Source organism: Streptococcus caballi DSM 19004 (genome assembly GCF_000379985.1).
In the GTDB taxonomy this organism is placed as follows: Bacteria; Bacillota; Bacilli; order Lactobacillales; family Streptococcaceae; genus Streptococcus; species Streptococcus caballi.
Map to the genome: position 1 here is coordinate 1 of NZ_KB904078.1, position 15222 is coordinate 15222.

The following is a 15222-nucleotide window of genomic DNA, read 5'->3' on the forward strand; positions in this document are numbered from 1 at the left end:
CGCGACTCATGATTAATGGTGGAGCAAGCTCCGGTATCAATCATGCGTTCCACTTGCATGTATTAGGCACGCCGCCAGCGTTCGTCCTGAGCCAGGATCAAACTCTCATTTAATCTTACTCATTCCTGTCACTGACAGATTTATTTTCTTAACAGGTCGATGTCTCAACCCGCACGTTTGGTTCGTCTTGTTCAGTTTTCAAAGGTCTTTGTCTCTTAACAGACAACTTCTATAGTCTATCAAATCTGAAACAACTTGTCAACTACTTTTTCCAAAGTTTTTTCAACTCGTTTTCATCAGCAGCTCGCTCCGTTTGACAGCTTATTCAGTATACTAAACTTATGCCATCCTGTCAACTATGGTTCGCATAAAATTTATGAGCGGGAAATTTTCCACTGAAACAGAACGGCTCTCTAGCACGCCACCTTCAGACTTTTTAATCATAAGATCCCTACAATTACAATCAAAGCAGTGATATACCCATTTAAGGTAGACCACTGTTTTGATTAAAATTGTCTGCGAAGGCCAGTATCTTTCAGACAATGGCTAACTTTTTTAGCTTATATCTCCATAGAGCTCAATTATTTGACAGGCTACGATAACTTTTTATCTGGACTGATTTTGAAATCCAATTTTATTTGCGTTTGCGAGCAATGAGATTAATTGGTGTTCCTTCAAAACCAAAGGCTGCGCGGATTTGGTTTTCCAAGAAACGCATGTAAGAGAAGTGCATAAGCTCTTCTTCATTGACAAAAATAACAAAAGTTGGTGGTTTAACCGCAACTTGAGTGCCGTAGAAGATTTTTAGGCGTTTTCCTTTATCTGTTGGCGTTGGATTGATAGCAATAGCATCCATAATAATATCGTTAAGCACCGCAGAAGGAATACGTTTATTTTGGCTCTCGCTGATGCGCTTAATCATTTCAGGTAGTTTGTGAAGACGTTGCTTAGTTTGGGCTGAGACAAAGATAATTGGCGCGTAACTCAAAAACTGGAACTGGTCACGAATATTCTCTTCCCATTTGGCAACAGTATGATTGTCCTTTTCAATGACATCCCATTTATTGACTACGATGATCATTCCTTTACCAGCATCGTGGGCAAAACCAGCAATACGTTTATCGTATTCACGGATACCTTCCTCAGCATTGATAACCATCAGGACAATATCAGAGCGATCAATGGCACGCATAGAGCGCATGACAGAATACTTTTCTGTATTTTCATAAACCTTACCTGACTTACGCATACCAGCCGTATCAATCATGGTGTATTCTTGACCATCACCGTCAACAAAGCTGGTGTCAATGGCATCACGGGTTGTTCCTGCAACAGGACTAGCAATAACACGATCTTCACCAAGAATGGCGTTGATCAAGCTAGATTTCCCAACATTAGGACGACCAATCAGGCTAAACTTGATGATATCGGGATTTTTTTCTTCTTCCTCAACAGGCAGATTTTCAACAATGGAGTCCAGTATATCACCTGTCCCAATCCCATGCACAGATGAAATAGGATAGGGATCCCCCAGACCCAACGAATAGAAGTCATAGATATCGTTACGCATCTCAGGATTATCGACCTTATTAACCGCTAAAATGACAGGCTTGTTGGCGCGATACAAAATCTTTGCAACGTACTCATCGGCATCCGTGACACCTTCCTTACCTGAGACAACAAAGACAATAACATCCGCCTCTGTCATAGCAATGTCAGCTTGATGTTTGATTTGCTCCATAAAAGGCGCGTCAACATCGTCGATTCCTCCAGTATCAATAAGCGAGAACTTACGATTAAGCCATTCTCCAGTCGCGTAGATTCTGTCACGCGTTACCCCTTCTACATCTTCCACAATGGAAATACGCTCGCCTGCAATACGGTTAAATAGAGTTGATTTTCCAACATTAGGGCGACCAACGATAGCTACTGTAGGTAAAGCCACTTTCTTCTCCTTTTCTCACACAGCCATACAGCTGTTTTTTTGATTAATGGCGGCGATTGCCACCTTGTAAATGAATTTCTTTCGATAAATAGCTGATGCGTTCCATCACGCGCTTGGCCTGCCAAGATTCATCACCTGAACGTGACAAGGCAAAATGTTCTTCAAGACCTTTCATATCAAGATTCGATGTAAAGAAAGTCAGTAAATTTTCCTGCATACGATACTGTAAAATGACCTGCAAAACATCATCACGTAACCAAGAGCTTTGCTGCTCTGCGCCTATATCATCCAGCACCAAAATTTCTGCCTGTTTAATTTGGTCAATCTCTTCCTTGACCTTGCCTGTATTGATAGCATTCTTGATGTCAACAGAAAAAGTCGGGAAGTGCAGAAGAGTCGTTGATTTCCCATACTTAGCAGACAGACGATTAGCCAAGTAAGCCATGAGATAGGATTTCCCAACTCCAAAACTGCCAAAGATATAGAGCCCTTTTTGAGGACCATCCTCCAGATGCTTGATATAACTATTCAGGTAATTGTATATTTCAATACGATTTGGATCGCCTAGATCAATATCGTCTGTTGAGATATATTTAAGGTTAGAAGGCAAACCAATCAAAATCACCCGATTCTTGATATCTTGACGTTTTTTAGCCTCCACAAGCTCACGAGTCTCCAAATAAGTCACATCAGCATAACCTTCATTCATTGTCAGGACTGGCTCATAGCCCTTAGCAATATAGTCGGCATCTTGGTTTCTAAAACGAGCTCGTTCAATCAGGAATTGATTGAACTTGGGAAAACTAAGCTTAATTTGTTCCTGCGTCAGATGATGGGTACTAATAAAATCAGCGACTTCCCGGTCAGCTAAAATAGCCTGTCTCAATTCATCAAGATTGACACGGTTAGAATGAGGCTGCTTGGCCAATGTTTCTCCGATTTTTTCCATTAGCATCTCCTTAATCTTCTAGCATACTTCTTTTGAGTTCTTCCAGTTTAGCTGTCTCTTCAGCTGTCGCCACCTGCTTGTACTCTTTCTCTGTCCATTCAGGGATATTGCTTTTTGCCGACTTCTTTTTCTGACCATTTTTTCGCTCTGCAAAACTGCGTAACTTGAGAACTGCTTCCTCCGCGCTAGCTACTTGCTGATAAGCAAAGTCATTAGCTAACTTCATGATATAAGGCTTGTTGACATTAGCAGATTTGGTCTTGTCCAAAGTGTAAAGCAACATGACGCTAATCACCTCGTCCAAGAAACTCATATTTGCCAAATCTTCTAGCAACTTCTCTTCGCTCTTGGTTACCACAGCGTGACGAGATTTCTTGATTTTCATTAAAAAATCTTTGGCACTGGTCTGCTTGGCTTCGCGAACAATGATCTGCTCTTTTTGACTAAATTGGTTGCTTGACTGCTCAGACCGAGCCTGCTTACGACGAGCCTGCATGCGTTTGGGTGAAATAACTGCGTTGATAGCTGTCTCTTTAGCCAGTGTGTAGGTGTCAAACCAATTCAAACTGAAACGCTCAGCAATGTTATAAAGTTCAATAACATCTTTTTTTTCATCTTTGAAGCGGAGGCCATCTCGTTGCATTAAACGCTGGAAACTGTCCAAATCAAAATGAATTTGATTATCTTTCTGCTGAAGCATAGGATGGTCTATATCAGTAAACACATCTGAAAATTTTTTGGAAATATCCCTTGCTCCGTCAGGAATTTTCAAAAGCATTTCCTCAACCGCAACATCGCCAATTCGCTGCTCCAACAATCTGCGATAAATTGGATTATTCAGAAAAGCTTCATTTCCCAGAGCAGGTTGAAGTTTGAGCAAGTATTTTTCCCTAGTTTGGTAAAGCACCAAGAGATCCACAGCAGTCAGCATGACAAAGGCCTCTTCCAAACGTCTCATTCCAAACTGCAGATGATTCAGAATCTCAGAAAACTTGTGTTCTTTAGCACCATCATCAAAAAAATGCACCAAATACTGGTAGAGAGCCACCGCATCACCACCCACTATGGGAAAATAGAGCTGGGTCAGACTGGCCGAATCTAAAAAAACTTTGTTGTGCCTCAAATAAGAAAAGTTATCAATCGGCTTCATCAGCAACACTACTTTTCTTTTTGCTACGAACGCGATTTGTAATCTGCTGCAAAAGTTCCTCAATCTCGTCGACGTCCTTGAAACTCTTATAAACACTAGCAAAACGCACATAGGTAATCTCATCTAACTCTGCCAGTTCATCCATGACAAGATTTCCAATAACAACAGTTGATACTTCATTTTCATATTGACTTCGGATTGTCTGCTCAATACGTGAAATAACCTTTTCAATATCATCACTAGAAACTGGTCTTTTTTGCGCACTCTGCACGATACCATTTAAAATTTTATCGCGTGAAAACTGCTCGCGTGTGCCATCTTTTTTGATAACTAAAAGAGGGGACACCTCGACACGTTCAAAGGTTGTGAAGCGCGTGTGACAGTTTTCACATTCTCTGCGGCGTCTGATGGTATTGCCATCCTCAGCCTGACGACTATCCACAACACTGGATTTATTATAATTGCATTTTGGGCAACGCATACAAACACCCCAATTCTAACAGTTTAATCTAACACTTTATTTTATCATATTTTCACTAATAACAAAAGAAAGTAGGACCAAACTCAGCTAACAAGTTCAGTCCTACCTATTAATTTTAGTTTAAAAGTTGTCTTTATCAACTAAAGGCATTTTCAAGATAAAAGTCGTTCCTTTGCCAAGCTCACTAGTTACAGACATATCAATTCGGTAAGCCTCAACAATTTGCTTTAAAATTGATAGACCGATTCCCAAACCTGACTGGGTAGATGTCCGATTTCTTGACTTATCTGTTCGATAAAAGCGGTTAAAGATGTTCTTTAAATCTTCTTGAGACATCCCTTCACCTTTGTCCGTAATTGAAATTTTCACCTGCAAATCTTCTAGCTCAAGTTTCACAGTAACTTCTTTGATATTCGGCGAATATTTGACTGCATTGTCAATTAAAATTGTCAATGCCTGTTCAAAATGATTCTGATAAATATTTACCCAAATCTCATTAGCCGACACCTGATTATCAAATATAAAAGTGAAATCGTTTTTTAGCACTTTAAAATTACTAAGGACTAGATTTATTGACCCCACAAGATCACATATCGCATTACGGTGCAAATCAAAACTTCCTTGGACGCGAATCATATCTAACATATCATTAATCATAACAGACATTTTTTCTGCTTCATTGTAAGTTGCTGCTAGACTTTCGTCAAGAATCTTAGGATCATCTTTTCCCCAACGTTGTAACATCCCAACATGGCCTTGGATAACAGCAACAGGTGTCCTCAATTCATGACTGACATCACTGATAAAATTTGCTTGCAACTGTGTATAGTTTTCAACGCGATCCAACATATTATCAAAAATGACTGATAACTCTTCAATTTCATCTCCCGACTTAATCTGACTTCTCAGATGCAAATCGCTTGGATTGTCAGCTATTTTTGTCATGATAGCGTGTAGATTGTCAATAGGTTTCAAGAAGCTCTTTGTTGAAGAAGAGATGATAGCCAAAGCTAGGGTCATCCCGACTACTTCAATAACCAATAACAATAGTAGTGTATTGTTCCTAACGTTTTTATAAAAATCAAGGCTATGCGATAATTCTATATAACCAATTAAAATATCATTTTTTTGGGAATATACTGGCTTAGCTAAGATAAAAGTATCTTCTTTTTTTACAAAATAATTAGTTACCTCTGTCAACTTTTCTGTTATTACATTTTTAACATTCTCGTTAGTTGTGAAAATGAGTTTTTTATGGTCATCATATACTGAAACATCCAGATTTAGATAAAGAACATTAGCCATTTCTTCCTTATGGCTTGTCCAACTATCATCTTTTGTCTCATCAAAGTTAGATTTAAATATATTGATAAAGTTTTCAGTTGATACTTCTTCATCCATAACAGAAAGTCGATCACTGAAAATAGACATAGTATGTTCAATATTGGCTTTTTCACGTTCCAAAAGCAAATAATTGGTCGTCATATAGGCAATGACTGTAAAAGCCGTAAACATGCTGAAAAAAAGTAGAAAGGAGCGTATAGTAATTTTCTTTGTTAAAGAACTCTTGTAAACTAAAAATGATGGCTTTTTCATTTTTCGCGAATGACATATCCCATACCACGAACTGTTTGGATGTATGACTCTTTGTCGGGTAGGTCAATTTTACCACGGAGATAACGAATATAAACATCAACTACATTTGTTTCTGCTTCAGAATCATATTTCCAAACATTGGATAATAATTCTTCACGTGTCATAACTCGATTACGGTTTGACATTAAAACGCTAAGCAGATCAAATTCTCGCTTAGTCAGAGGAATCTCAACATTGCCACGAACAGCAGAACGATTTTGAGAATTTAAAGCTAAATCACGGAAATTACTGTCATCTTCTGTTGTATTTTTGCCAGATTCTAAATCTTGGCGACGGAAAATAGCTCTGATACGCGCTAAAAGTTCCTCAATAGCAAATGGTTTGACGATATAGTCATCTGCACCACGATCCAGTCCTGCTACAATATCCATCACTGAATCACGAGCAGTCATCATGATAACATAAGTATTTTTCTCAATTTGAAGTCTACGAGTTAGCTCAAAACCATCCATTTCTGGCAACATCAAGTCTAATAAAATCAGGTCAAAATCAGACTCCAAAGCAGCCTCTAACCCTTCTCTACCACTGTTTTTAACAACAACTTCGTAGCCTTCATGCTGTAATTCCAAAGAAACAAATCTTGCCAGATTTGTTTCATCTTCAATGATTAACACTTTTTTAGTCATATAAACCATCCTTAATTTTTATAAATTTAATATAATTTTTGGTAGTATCCTATTTAAATTCAAAAACAGAATATTACCCTCTTTATTTGAAATGAGAAATAGTTTTACAAAAAAACTAATTATCTCGCCTTTGTCGTAAGAGCTGTTATTAAACAATCTAGATGCATAATTACATTAAGTATACTAAACAGCTACAAAAGTATACCAAATAAATGATAAAAATTCAATGACTTTTTAATTTTTTAATAAATAATATCAATCTTCAAACACGCCATCCAAAGCAGAAAATGGATTATCTGCTTTTTTCTTTTCTGCTCTCAATTTATCATACTGCGACTCCGTAAAAACAGACCAGTTGGCACCAGATGGCATATCATCACCGTTAATCTCCTCTTCTGTCAAAACTTGTAGAGGGACGTTTAACAAGATGTTATCAATCACACTTTCCGCTAAATCAATCACTTCTCCTTCAAGAACCAATACCACCATACCTTTCTTGTCCGCCACATCAGCCTGTGCAATGAATATTTCATCAATTAATTGACTCTCTTTTAACTCAACAGGTGTCATAGAACGGCTAGATGGTAGAGTGATGATGTAATCTAATTTATAGTTAAGTAGATACAAACCTTGGTCATAGGTGACTGAACCCACCACATGCACATCTTTAATATCTAAAATACCAGCATCTCTGTTCAAGAGCTCTTCTTTAATAGATAAATCATCATTAAAAGCAACCCCTTCGGCTCGTTTTCTAATTTCTGACAATAACAACATTCTATTCCCCTTCTCTGATAGCCTAAATATAAGTATTTTTAATAATATCTTACTATTTAATCTTTAAATTAACAATATTTTTTATTTGAATTATTAAAATAAAAAAGCAGTTTCAGCTTTTTAAGCTAAAATCTGCTTTCTTTGAACGATTACATCTGTCTCAGACGCTCAATACGATCTGAAATAGGCGGATGAGTATAGAAGAGCGATCTAACACCTTCCCTTTTCATGGGGTCATTAATGTAAAGCGCTGCGCTAGCACTATCTACTGGATGATCCATAGGTTGGGACTGATCTAATTTTTGAAGAGCCTTAATCATCCCCTGAGGATTTCTAGTCAATTCAACCGAGCTAGCGTCTGCCAAATACTCACGTTGTCGTGAAATGGCTAGCTGAACCAGACTAGCTGCCAACGGAGCCAGAATCAAAGACAAAAGTGAGAAAATCAGCAGAAGAATACCTAAGCCATCTCCCTCCCTGTCATCATTTCTGCGTCTACCACCACCATACCAGATTATGCGTCCACCTATACTAGAAAGCATTGTGACTGCACTAGCAAGAGCAACAGCAATGGTAGAAATACGAATGTCATAGTTTCTAATATGGCTGACCTCATGACCGACAACACCTTCCAATTCTTCACGCGTCATGACCGCTAAGAGACCTGTGGTTGCCGCAATCGCAGCATTTTCAGGGCTGGAACCCGTCGCGAAGGCATTGAGTGAATCATCTTCAACAATGAAAACACGAGGCATAGGAATTTGCGCCACCATAGCCATGTCTTCGACAATGTGATAAAGCTGCGGCGCTTCTTCAGCAGTCACCTCATGCGCATTATTCATGGACATGACTACATTGGTCGACTGAAAAATCATGGTGGCTGCGTAAATCACACCAATAATCATGGCTAGTGCCACACCAAATTCAAGACTGCCTAGTAACAAGTAACCAACTGCCGCACCAATCGTTGCCAGAAGCATGAAAAAGACAATAATTAACACGACCGTCCTGCGTTTATTTCTGGAAATTTGATCGTATAGCATAATTACTCCTTCTTAGCGCTGTATCTGCTGGTCAAGTTCTAGAAATCAAACTTAACAGAAGGCACTTCTTTTTCTTCTTCAGGTGTTTCCAAGAATTGGCTAGCCTTGAAACCGAAGAGTCTTCCAACAATATTGGTTGGGAATGTTTCCAATTTAACATTGTAGTTAGCAGTTGTTGAATTGTAGAGCTGACGTGAGTAAGAAATTTTGTTTTCTGTGTTGGTCAACTCGTCTTGCAGCTTAACAAAGCTGGTATTAGCCTTTAAGTCTGGGTAATTTTCCGCCACAGCAAAGATACCTGTCAATTGTTTACTGAGAGCATTGCTGGCTTTCATAGCTTCTGCAGGACTTTGAGCATTAGCTACTGCAGCACGCAATTCAGTCACCTTGGCCAAAGTTTTACCTTCATAATCTGCATAACCTTTGACTGTTTCAATTAAATTTGGAATGAGATCATTACGGCGTTTCAATTGCACATCAATCTGGCTCCAAGATTCCTTAGTCTGCATACGGCTTTTCACCAAGCCATTGTAGATGGCGATGCACCAAACAACCAATACAATGATAACCGCCAAAATAATAAGTAATGTCATGTCTTATCTCCTTTTATGTGTTTTGTCTATTATAGCAATTTTCCTTGTTTTCTAAAAGGAAAAGGATATATCAGCTCCAAGTTAACAAAAAATACTTTAAACCCCCGTTTTCATACCAGAAACCTTCAAAATACTGCCCCAAATGACGAAAAAGCAGGAAGAAACTATAAAAGTCGGTCCACTACCCTAGTCTACCAAAGCAGAGGAAACTTTTCAAACAAAATTAGCACGTCTGCTAAAGATGATAGACGTTTTGGAGTTATTAAACCCTGTTTTCTTTAGCCGGTGCTGGATTTTAGTCTGTGAATCAAACATTATCCGAAGCAGACGGTGGTTGGTCTAACAAAGACTTTAATCGTCCAGAATTGATTAGTGTAGTAACCACTAGAAATCTTTACCTGCCAAAAAATGCTTCTAAAAAGCGTCTTGTGGAGGAAAGAGAAAGGGTTATGGTCAAGCACTCTCCTAGTTTTTCCTCCTTTCCAAGACTTTTCCAAGTCAGAATATCTCCCCAAGACCTATTTTATGTTAGAATAGAGGAAGATTTACTGTATAGGCTAGAAAGGGAAAACTATGACACCTCAAGACTTTTATCAAGCTCTGGAGCAGGCTGATATCATCTTATCAGACAAGCAAAAAGAGCAATTTGACACCTATTTTAAACTGCTGATTGAGTGGAATGAGAAAATCAATCTGACTGCCATCACTGATCAGAAAGAGGTTTACCTCAAACACTTTTACGACTCGATCGCCCCTATCTTACAAGGCTATCTGCAAAATAAACCTATCAAACTGCTGGATATTGGAGCGGGTGCGGGCTTTCCCAGTCTGCCTATGAAGATTATTTACCCAGAGATTGATGTGACCATCATTGATTCGCTCAACAAGCGCATCAATTTTCTCAATCTCTTGGCAGATGAATTGGGCTTAGGGGGCGTGCATTTTTACCATGGCAGGGCTGAAGACTTTGGGCAAGACAAGAACTTTCGCGCCAGCTTTGATGTAGTCACAGCTCGTGCGGTGGCCCGCATGCAGGTCTTGTCTGAGCTGACTATTCCCTTCTTAAAAGTTGGTGGTCGTCTGATTGCTCTCAAGGCTGCCGCAGCAGATCAAGAAATTGCTGACGCCCAAAATGCTTTAGCACTGCTATTTTCAAAAGTCATCGAAAACCGTAACTATCAGCTACCAAATGGCGACGGACGTCACATGACTATTGTGGAAAAGAAGAAAGAAACGCCTAATAAATACCCACGTAAGGCTGGAATGCCTAACAAAAAGCCGCTATGATGGATCGCTTGATTGAATTGTTCATGGGACACCACAAGATACCTGTGACCAGGAGATTAATTCTCAGTTTTATGAGTTTAATACTAATAGGGAGTTTACTTTTATCGCTTCCTGTCATGCATCGTACCGGTGCTCCTGCTACAAACTACCTTGATCATCTCTTTACAGCTGTTTCTATGGTCTGTGTGACTGGGCTTAGCGTTTTCCCAGTTGGTCAGGTCTATAATATTTACGGTCAGCTGGTGTCCATGCTCTTGATGCAATTTGGTGGGCTAAGTTTGGTGACGCTGATTGCCGTATCCTACTATCTCTTGCGGCGTAAAATGTCACTTAACGACCAATTCCTCTTGCAGTCAGCTATTGCGCGTGATTCTTCATCTGATTTGAAGGATTATCTGTTTTCCATTTACAAGATAACCTTCTCAATCGAAGGACTGGGGGCGATTCTCCTCATGATTGATTTTATCCCGCGCTTTGGCTGGACCAGGGGGATTTTCAACAGTCTATTTTTAACTGTCTCGGCCTTTTGTAATGCTGGTTTTGATAACCTAGGGTCCAATAGTTTGATGGATTTTCGTCTTAACCCTTTGGTTAATTTCACGGTTACCTTTTTAATTATTTCCGGCGGACTGGGATTTTCTGTTTGGCAAGACCTGCTCAAGGCCGCCAAGCAAAGCTGGACATCAAAGCCCAAACAATTAAGGATTATCCCACAAAAACTCAGTCACCATAGCCTTCTGGTTTTGCAAACAAGCTTTTTGATTTTACTGCTTGGTACCTGCCTAGCCTGGTTGCTGGAATTTTCAAATGGCAAATCTATTGGCCATTTCAATCTTTTCCAACAAGGCATGATTTCCTTCTTTCAAAGTGTCACCATGCGAACGGCAGGATTTTCAACCTTGGATTATACGCAAACCCATCTCTCAACCAATCTCCTTTATATTCTTCAAATGCTGATTGGGGGGGCGCCGGGAGGAACAGCTGGTGGTTTTAAGGTGACCGTGGCAGCCATTCTCTTCTTACTCTTTCGGGCTGAGATTAGCGGGCAAAGCCGTGTTAATTACCGTTATCGGACTATCTCGACGCGCATTATTAGACAAACTTTGATCATTCTAGTCTTCTTTTTCTTAGTCTTGATTAGTGGCTATCTCTTGCTGCTGGAATTTGAGCCCAAACTCAACCCCTTTGCTCTCTTCTTTGAAGCCTCAAGTGCCCTTGCCACCGTTGGTGTCAGCATGAACCTGACTACTCAACTCTCTACAGTTGGACGAATCATCATCATGTTGCTCATGTTTATTGGCCGTGTCGGACCAATCACCGTCTTACTCGGACTCCTGCAAAAGAAAGAAAAAGACATTCACTATGCCGAAACAGATATCATTCTTGGTTAACTTGTCGGGCTAAGTACTTTTGAAAATCCGAAGCACGAGCTCTGATTTCTCCTCTTTTTGATTTTCTTCAACTATTAAACAGAAAGGACCAAAATGGAAAGAAAAATTATTGGTGTGCTGGGCCTGGGCGTTTTTGGTAAAACCGTCGCTATGGAACTCAGCAAGTTTGAACAGGACGTCATCGTCATTGACAGCGACCAAGATAATGTTCAAGACGTGTCAGATTTCGTTAGTAAGGCTGCTATCGGTGACTTTACCGATCTAGAATTTCTCAAGCACATGGGCATCGCAGATTGTGACAGTGTGGTTATTGCCACTGGCAATAGCTTAGAGAGCTCTGTGTTAGCGGTTATGCACTGTAAAAAATTAGGTGTTTCAACTGTTATTGCCAAGGCCAAGAGTACCATTTACGAAGAAGTGCTCTATGAAATCGGTGCTGACTTCGTCATTTCCCCTGAGAGAGAATCTGGTCGCCAAGTTGCCTCCAGCCTGCTCCGCCATAAAATTGCCGACATTATCAAACTTGAATCCGACATTTCAATCGTGGAATTTAAAGTTCCGACTTCTTGGGTCGGAAAGACTGTTGTGGAACTGGACGTCCGAAAAAAATATGACCTCAATATCATTGGGACACGCCAGACTAAAACGGCTCCTCTGCAGACTGATATTGGCCTCAAGGAACCAATCAAAGCTGATACTATCATTGTCGCCATCACTAATACAGACACCTTTGAAAAATACGATTACCTCGGCTACTTTGACGATTAGAAGTTACCTATACAAAAAATGAACCCAGCTTTTCTGCTTGGGTTCATTTTATCTTATGACCATGGATTGTAAAAACGGCCATGATTAATATAAAAGAGTGCAAGACTAATCGCTAAAATAAGTATTGCAATGACAATGGTCATCACATCCTGCTTTGAAAATACCTTGTAGGTGTACCAAGTTCGCTTTTTATTTTTGCCAAAGCGGCGCAGCTCCATAGCCGTTGACGCTGTATCAATCCTGTCCAAGGAACTGAAAATCAAAGGAATGACGATTTGCAGATTGCCTTTGATTCGGTCTATTAATTTAGCCTTCTTTGATAACTCTAGACCACGCGCTTCCTGCGACATGCGAATCATATAAAATTCTTCCTGTACATCTGGGATGTAACGTAGGGTCAAACTAACAGCATAAGCAATCTTGTAAGGTACCCCAATCTGATTGAGACTGGAAGCGAATTGGCTGGGATGGGTCGTCATGAGAAAGAGCACCGCCAGCGGTACTGTACAAAAATATTTAAAGGATAAATTCAACAAATAAAAGAGTTCTTGGCTAGTCAGATAAAATCTTCCCCAACCAGCCCAGAGCACTGTCCTAGCTTGGTATATTTTCTCACCGTATTCTGGTGCGAAGAGATAGACCACAATGACATTAATCAGGGCAAAGAAACCGATGAATTTGACGATGAAGGACACCTGATGCCAGTGAATATTGGCCAATTTAAAAAGATAAAGTGACAGTAGTCCAATGAAAATAATAAGTCGTGTATCATAGGTCGTCATGCAGGCAACTGATACTAAAATAAAGAAAAGAAGCTTACTGGCACCCGACAGACGATAAAGAAAGCTGTCGCCATCTTGATAACCAACGAGTTGATTAGCCATGATGTCCTCCTTGCTGTTTGATGTAGTACTGAGTGAGGGCAATCGGATCCGCCTTCAACTGCTGTGCCAAGTCAAATAGACTGGTTTTCTTCAAATTAGCACGCTCCAAAATCTCTTCTTGATTGAAAATATTGACAGGCGTGTCATCCGCAATGATTTGGCCATCATAGACCACGATACTGCGATCCGAATACTCCAACATAAGCTGCATGTCATGGGTAATCATAATGATCGTATGACCAGCTGCATTTAATTCATTTAGAAACTGCATAATTTCAGTGTAGTTGCGTTTGTCTTGACCAGCTGTCGGCTCATCTAGGAGGATGATTTCTGGGTTTAAAACCAAGATGGACGCAATGGTCACACGCTTCTTCTGGCCGAAAGATAAGGCTGAAATAGGCCACTTACGATACTCATAAAGCCCGCAAGTTTTCAGTGTCTGATAGACACGTTCTTTAATTTCCGATTCATCCAGCCCGCGCAAACGCAGCCCTAAAGCAACCTCATCAAAAATCATGGTCTGACTAATCATCTGATTAGGGTTTTGCAAGACATATCCTATGCGCCCAGCACGCTCCTTAATCGAATCGTTGGCAATAGACTGACCTTGATAGAGCACTTGGCCTTCCACAGGAATAAATTGGCACAAAGCCTTGGCTAGAGTGGATTTCCCCGCCCCATTTTTCCCAATGATAGAAATCCGTTCACCCTGATGAATGACCAGCGATACATTCTTGAGAATGGGCTTGCCTAACTCGTAGGCAAAGTTTAGATTGTTGATTTCCAGTAGTTTTTCTTTGGGTAATGGCTGCGCTGGCGAAACTTCTTCACTAAAACTGACCTGACTCAAGTCCATTTGACTGAGTTTGGACAGGTGTTGCGCAGAATCAATAGACAGCCCTAAATCACGTAAAACAGTCACATAAAGTGGTTCGCGGATGCCATTTTCAGCTAAAAGAGTCGTCTGTAAAAGTCGGTCAGGCTCCCCGTCAAAGAGAATGCAACCATCATTGACCAGAACAATCTTGTCCACCTTGCGATAGAGCACATCCTCCAAACGGTGCTCAATAATAATCGTCGTCGCGCCAGTCTCCTCGTGAATGTGATCAATCAAATCAATAGTCGCCTGACCTGACTTGGGATCAAGATTAGCCAGGGGCTCATCAAATAGAAGAATGGGGCTCTCATCAATAAGCACCCCTGCCAAGCTGACGCGCTGCTTTTGCCCACCTGACAAATCCTGCGGACGATGATCAAGCAAGTCAAGTAAATCAAGCTTATCCGCCCAATAGTTGATTTTCTCCTTCATCTCGTCAAGAGTAAGACAGTCATTTTCTAAAGCAAAAGCCAAATCCTCAGCCACAGTCAGTCCAATAAACTGACCATCTGGATCCTGCAAAACTGTAGAAACCAAATGAGACTTGTCGTAAATAGACAAGTCAAAAGCATTTTGACCATCAATGGTTAGAGAGCCAGACTTCTCACCATGATAGATATTAGGGATAATGCCATTGAGACACTGGCCCAAGGTGGACTTCCCAGAGCCAGATGGACCAACAATCAAAACCTTCTGCCCTTTTTCAATAGACAGATTGATATTTCTCAAAGTCGGCTCCGCCTGAGCATCGTATTTAAAAGTGAAGTCTTTAAAAACAATAAAGTTAGTCATCAA

The 15222-nt window shown here is 40.2% G+C and carries 14 protein-coding genes and 1 rRNA gene; 3 read left to right on the plus strand and 12 right to left on the minus strand.

Features of this window, described 5'->3' with window-relative positions; all coding sequences use genetic code 11:
* From A3GS_RS0105645 to A3GS_RS0105690, 10 genes are all read right to left on the minus strand, one after another.
* A 16S ribosomal RNA gene (locus A3GS_RS0105645) occupies nt 1–113 on the minus strand; the annotation flags it as partial.
* 521 nt (nt 114–634) lie between these two features.
* Nucleotides 635–1945 carry a ribosome biogenesis GTPase Der gene (der, locus tag A3GS_RS0105650; RefSeq protein WP_018364453.1) on the minus strand — a complete coding sequence of 437 codons (1311 nt, stop codon included), beginning with the start codon at nt 1943–1945 and terminating at the stop codon, nt 635–637.
* 43 nt (nt 1946–1988) lie between these two features.
* The gene (dnaI, locus tag A3GS_RS0105655; RefSeq protein WP_018364454.1) at nt 1989–2894 is read right to left on the minus strand and encodes a primosomal protein DnaI; all 906 of its coding nucleotides are present in this window, start codon (nt 2892–2894) and stop codon (nt 1989–1991) included.
* A gap of 10 nt (nt 2895–2904) precedes the next feature.
* A complete protein-coding gene (locus A3GS_RS0105660; RefSeq protein WP_018364455.1) occupies nt 2905–4044 on the minus strand; it encodes a replication initiation and membrane attachment family protein in 1140 nt (379 codons plus the stop codon).
* On the minus strand, nt 4031–4525 hold the full coding sequence (nrdR, locus tag A3GS_RS0105665) for a transcriptional regulator NrdR (RefSeq protein WP_018364456.1): 495 nt from the start codon (nt 4523–4525) through the stop codon (nt 4031–4033). Before nrdR ends, A3GS_RS0105660 begins: the two co-directional genes overlap by 14 nt.
* 120 nt (nt 4526–4645) lie before the next feature.
* Nucleotides 4646–6040 carry a HAMP domain-containing sensor histidine kinase gene (locus tag A3GS_RS0105670; RefSeq protein WP_018364457.1) on the minus strand — a complete coding sequence of 465 codons (1395 nt, stop codon included), beginning with the start codon at nt 6038–6040 and terminating at the stop codon, nt 4646–4648.
* Between the two features lie 77 nt (nt 6041–6117).
* Nucleotides 6118–6807: a response regulator transcription factor gene (locus A3GS_RS0105675; protein WP_018364458.1), complete on the minus strand. Its 690-nt coding sequence runs from the start codon at nt 6805–6807 to the stop codon at nt 6118–6120.
* A 255-nt stretch (nt 6808–7062) separates the two neighbouring features.
* On the minus strand, nt 7063–7584 hold the full coding sequence (locus A3GS_RS0105680) for a YceD family protein (protein WP_018364459.1): 522 nt from the start codon (nt 7582–7584) through the stop codon (nt 7063–7065).
* 149 nt (nt 7585–7733) lie between these two features.
* Nucleotides 7734–8627: a zinc metalloprotease HtpX gene (gene htpX / locus A3GS_RS0105685; protein ID WP_018364460.1), complete on the minus strand. Its 894-nt coding sequence runs from the start codon at nt 8625–8627 to the stop codon at nt 7734–7736.
* Between the two features lie 38 nt (nt 8628–8665).
* Nucleotides 8666–9220, minus strand: a complete 555-nt coding sequence (locus tag A3GS_RS0105690; RefSeq protein ID WP_018364461.1) for a LemA family protein — start codon at nt 9218–9220, stop codon at nt 8666–8668.
* A gap of 573 nt (nt 9221–9793) precedes the next feature.
* On the opposite strand from A3GS_RS0105690, the gene rsmG reads away from it, so the two are divergent.
* The 3 genes from rsmG to A3GS_RS0105705 all read left to right on the plus strand — a co-directional run bounded on the left by rsmG (nt 9794) and on the right by A3GS_RS0105705 (nt 12666).
* Nucleotides 9794–10507 carry a 16S rRNA (guanine(527)-N(7))-methyltransferase RsmG gene (rsmG, locus tag A3GS_RS0105695; RefSeq protein WP_018364462.1) on the plus strand — a complete coding sequence of 238 codons (714 nt, stop codon included), beginning with the start codon at nt 9794–9796 and terminating at the stop codon, nt 10505–10507.
* Nucleotides 10507–11898 carry a potassium transporter TrkG gene (locus A3GS_RS0105700; protein WP_051069776.1) on the plus strand — a complete coding sequence of 464 codons (1392 nt, stop codon included), beginning with the start codon at nt 10507–10509 and terminating at the stop codon, nt 11896–11898. Before rsmG ends, A3GS_RS0105700 begins: the two co-directional genes overlap by 1 nt.
* 93 nt (nt 11899–11991) lie before the next feature.
* Nucleotides 11992–12666, plus strand: coding sequence for a potassium channel family protein (locus tag A3GS_RS0105705; protein WP_018364464.1), 675 nt, complete (start codon nt 11992–11994; stop codon nt 12664–12666).
* A 53-nt stretch (nt 12667–12719) separates the two neighbouring features.
* On the opposite strand, the gene A3GS_RS0105710 is transcribed toward A3GS_RS0105705, so the two are convergent.
* Nucleotides 12720–13550, minus strand: coding sequence for an energy-coupling factor transporter transmembrane component T family protein (locus A3GS_RS0105710; RefSeq protein WP_018364465.1), 831 nt, complete (start codon nt 13548–13550; stop codon nt 12720–12722).
* Nucleotides 13543–15219 (minus strand): ABC transporter ATP-binding protein, encoded by a 1677-nt coding sequence (locus A3GS_RS0105715; RefSeq protein ID WP_018364466.1) that lies wholly within the window; start codon nt 15217–15219, stop codon nt 13543–13545. The genes A3GS_RS0105710 and A3GS_RS0105715 overlap by 8 nt, the downstream gene beginning before the upstream one ends.
* Between the last annotated feature and the right edge of the window lie 3 nt (nt 15220–15222).

Bases quoted from the DNA above. Each gene is read 5' to 3' on its own strand.
- dnaI (WP_018364454.1), bottom strand. From the start codon at position 2,894: ATGGAAAAAATCGGAGAAACATTGGCCAAGCAGCCTCATTCTAACCGT.
- A3GS_RS0105660 (WP_018364455.1), bottom strand. From the start codon at position 4,044: ATGAAGCCGATTGATAACTTTTCTTATTTGAGGCACAACAAAGTTTTT.
- nrdR (WP_018364456.1), bottom strand. From the start codon at position 4,525: ATGCGTTGCCCAAAATGCAATTATAATAAATCCAGTGTTGTGGATAGT.
- A3GS_RS0105670 (WP_018364457.1), bottom strand. From the start codon at position 6,040: ATGTTTACGGCTTTTACAGTCATTGCCTATATGACGACCAATTATTTG.
- A3GS_RS0105675 (WP_018364458.1), bottom strand. From the start codon at position 6,807: ATGACTAAAAAAGTGTTAATCATTGAAGATGAAACAAATCTGGCAAGA.
- A3GS_RS0105680 (WP_018364459.1), bottom strand. From the start codon at position 7,584: ATGTTGTTATTGTCAGAAATTAGAAAACGAGCCGAAGGGGTTGCTTTT.
- htpX (WP_018364460.1), bottom strand. From the start codon at position 8,627: ATGCTATACGATCAAATTTCCAGAAATAAACGCAGGACGGTCGTGTTA.
- A3GS_RS0105690 (WP_018364461.1), bottom strand. From the start codon at position 9,220: ATGACATTACTTATTATTTTGGCGGTTATCATTGTATTGGTTGTTTGG.
- rsmG (WP_018364462.1), top strand. From the start codon at position 9,794: ATGACACCTCAAGACTTTTATCAAGCTCTGGAGCAGGCTGATATCATC.
- A3GS_RS0105700 (WP_051069776.1), top strand. From the start codon at position 10,507: ATGGATCGCTTGATTGAATTGTTCATGGGACACCACAAGATACCTGTG.
- A3GS_RS0105705 (WP_018364464.1), top strand. From the start codon at position 11,992: ATGGAAAGAAAAATTATTGGTGTGCTGGGCCTGGGCGTTTTTGGTAAA.
- A3GS_RS0105710 (WP_018364465.1), bottom strand. From the start codon at position 13,550: ATGGCTAATCAACTCGTTGGTTATCAAGATGGCGACAGCTTTCTTTAT.
- A3GS_RS0105715 (WP_018364466.1), bottom strand. From the start codon at position 15,219: ATGACTAACTTTATTGTTTTTAAAGACTTCACTTTTAAATACGATGCT.